Source organism: Paenibacillus sp. P4_A7 (assembly GCF_056402455.1).
In genome coordinates, this window is record NZ_JBFUHJ010000681.1 from 1 (window position 1) to 2,066 (window position 2,066).

General features: G+C 38.8%; 2 protein-coding genes and 1 pseudogene. 1 reads left to right on the forward strand and 2 read right to left on the reverse strand.

Annotation, left to right across the window (positions count from 1 at the left end; all coding sequences use genetic code 11):
* Nucleotides 1-145 precede the first annotated feature (145 nt).
* Nucleotides 146-931: an SDR family NAD(P)-dependent oxidoreductase gene (locus AC1DWN_RS32865; RefSeq protein WP_477563037.1), complete on the reverse strand. Its 786-nt coding sequence runs from the start codon at nucleotides 929-931 to the stop codon at nucleotides 146-148.
* A 235-nt stretch (nucleotides 932-1,166) separates the two neighbouring features.
* Here AC1DWN_RS32865 and AC1DWN_RS32870 point away from each other — a divergent pair, with 235 nt between their 5' ends.
* Nucleotides 1,167-1,820 carry a TetR/AcrR family transcriptional regulator gene (locus tag AC1DWN_RS32870; protein ID WP_477563038.1) on the forward strand — a complete coding sequence of 218 codons (654 nt, stop codon included), beginning with the start codon at nucleotides 1,167-1,169 and terminating at the stop codon, nucleotides 1,818-1,820.
* Between the two features lie 135 nt (nucleotides 1,821-1,955).
* Here AC1DWN_RS32870 and AC1DWN_RS32875 read toward each other — a convergent pair.
* Nucleotides 1,956-2,066 (reverse strand): annotated as a pseudogene (locus AC1DWN_RS32875) (SF0329 family protein); the annotation flags it as partial.

Consider the following 2,066-nt stretch of genomic DNA (forward strand, 5'->3'; position numbering starts at 1 on the left):
CTCCTAAGAAGTAAATTGGTTTTATTAGTATAAACGATATAACAGCCCTTCGCTAGAAGGGCTGTTAATGTTACTTCTCTTCAGTTCCGTTCCAAACCAACACCCACACACTCAACATGTGTGGAGTGTCGAACATTACAATCTATTAATGACGCGCACGGAGCATTCGTCCGACTATAAATAGCATTTGTTTTCGCGAGAAGAAACGAGACATTTGAGCAGAAATATAGTTTTTAACTCCTGGGATCACAAATACTTTTCCTGCTTGAAGCGAGCGAAAAGCCACTTGAACTACATTTTCGGGAGTGTCTCGTTTCCCGACAGAAGCTTCATCAGCCCCTACAACGTTGAAAAATTCTGTTTCCGTTGACCCGGGACATAATGCAAGAAATTGCACGCCGCGTTTTCGATTTTCCTCCCATAGAGCCTGTGTAAAAGATAATACGAAAGCTTTTGTTGCTCCATATACAGCCATATTAGGAAGAGGTTGAAATCCCGCTGTTGAAGCTACATTTATCACAACTCCGCTTTTCCTTTTCAACATTTCTGGTAAAAATAAATGAGTAAGATTCACAACAGCCAATACATTTAGCATCACTTCTTCATGTTGCCTTGAACCAGAGAGTTGTTCAAAAAGCCCATAAGTAGCGAACCCTGCATTATTAATAAGAATATCAACACTCAAACCGCGTTCCAAACATTGTTCATATAGCTTAATTGGGGAACCTTCTTGAGATAAATCTGAAACAATAACCTGCGCTTGAATACGATATTCTCTTTGTAATTTCTCAGCTAAAGCAATCAACTTATCTTCAGAGCGAGCTACTAAAATCAAGTGACTCCCTTTTGCTGCATATTCACGAGCAAACGCTTCACCTATTCCCGAAGAAGCACCTGTAATCAATGTCCATTTGTCTTGTACTACTATCATCGTATAATCGCTCCCCTTATTTTCCTTTTTGAAACACTGTTTCAACTAGAATCATTGTATACAAACTGGGTTATGAAGTCAAATGGAGCACTTGATATCACAAGACAACTGATTCGTTATTAATAAGCGTGTGCAATCCATTTATATATTGGCAATTTTCCTTACGTAACAGTAAAATAAGGTTTAGAAATGAAGGCTATTTTAGAAAACTAAAGTACTAAGGGTGTGAAATTACATGCACAATTCGTCCAAAATACCTTCCAAAGATGCTCATATCGTTACAACATACCCAAAAGCCAAACTTCAGCATGCTGAAATAGTAAGACTGAACATTATTGAAGCTGCCGCAGCCATTATGCAGGAATTCGGTCCCGAAGCCGTAACCATTCGCAGGGTCGCTGAGAAAATGGAATGTCCCACAAAAATCATTTATAACTTGTTTGGAAGCAAGGAAGGTCTAGCTAAAGAGCTTTTTCTGGAAGGGTGCAAATTGCTAGCTGCTTCATTTCAAGCGGTTCCTGAACAAGCCGATCTTGAACAGTATCTTCGCGATCTCGGGCAAGCTTATTGGGATTTCTCACGGAATTATACCAGCTACTATATGGTTATGTTTGGTGGGGCCTTTAGCGAATTCAAACCTGAAGAGGAAAGTTTACAAGCTATCGTAACGGCTTTACAACAAGTAATCACAATTATTACTAAGGCGATTGAAAAAGGGTTTATTTCCGAGAAAGACCCTATACTTGTTGTTAATCTTGTTTGGGCATCACTACATGGCGCAATTCACCTGCATTTAGGGGGGCACATACAAGATGAGGAAACTGCTAAAACCTTGTATGATAGATCCGTATCCAATTTAATTGTTACGTTCTTTAGAAGCGGCAGATAATAGAAAAACATTTTATACCAAAGTTAATAAGCCGCTAACATGRAATATTYCATGTTAGCGGCTTATTAAAGTAAGATGCTCATTAACAAGCTAAGACGTCCAAAAAGAAACTATTAGTACTTTCAGACCATAGTGTCATAACGTACTACGCCGTAGTTCATAAAAATACTGCACAATTGGATGCTTTAACTTCATCTTCTCGTTCATGTTTAAAATCCGCTTTTTTCCAACTCGTCTGTCCACCAA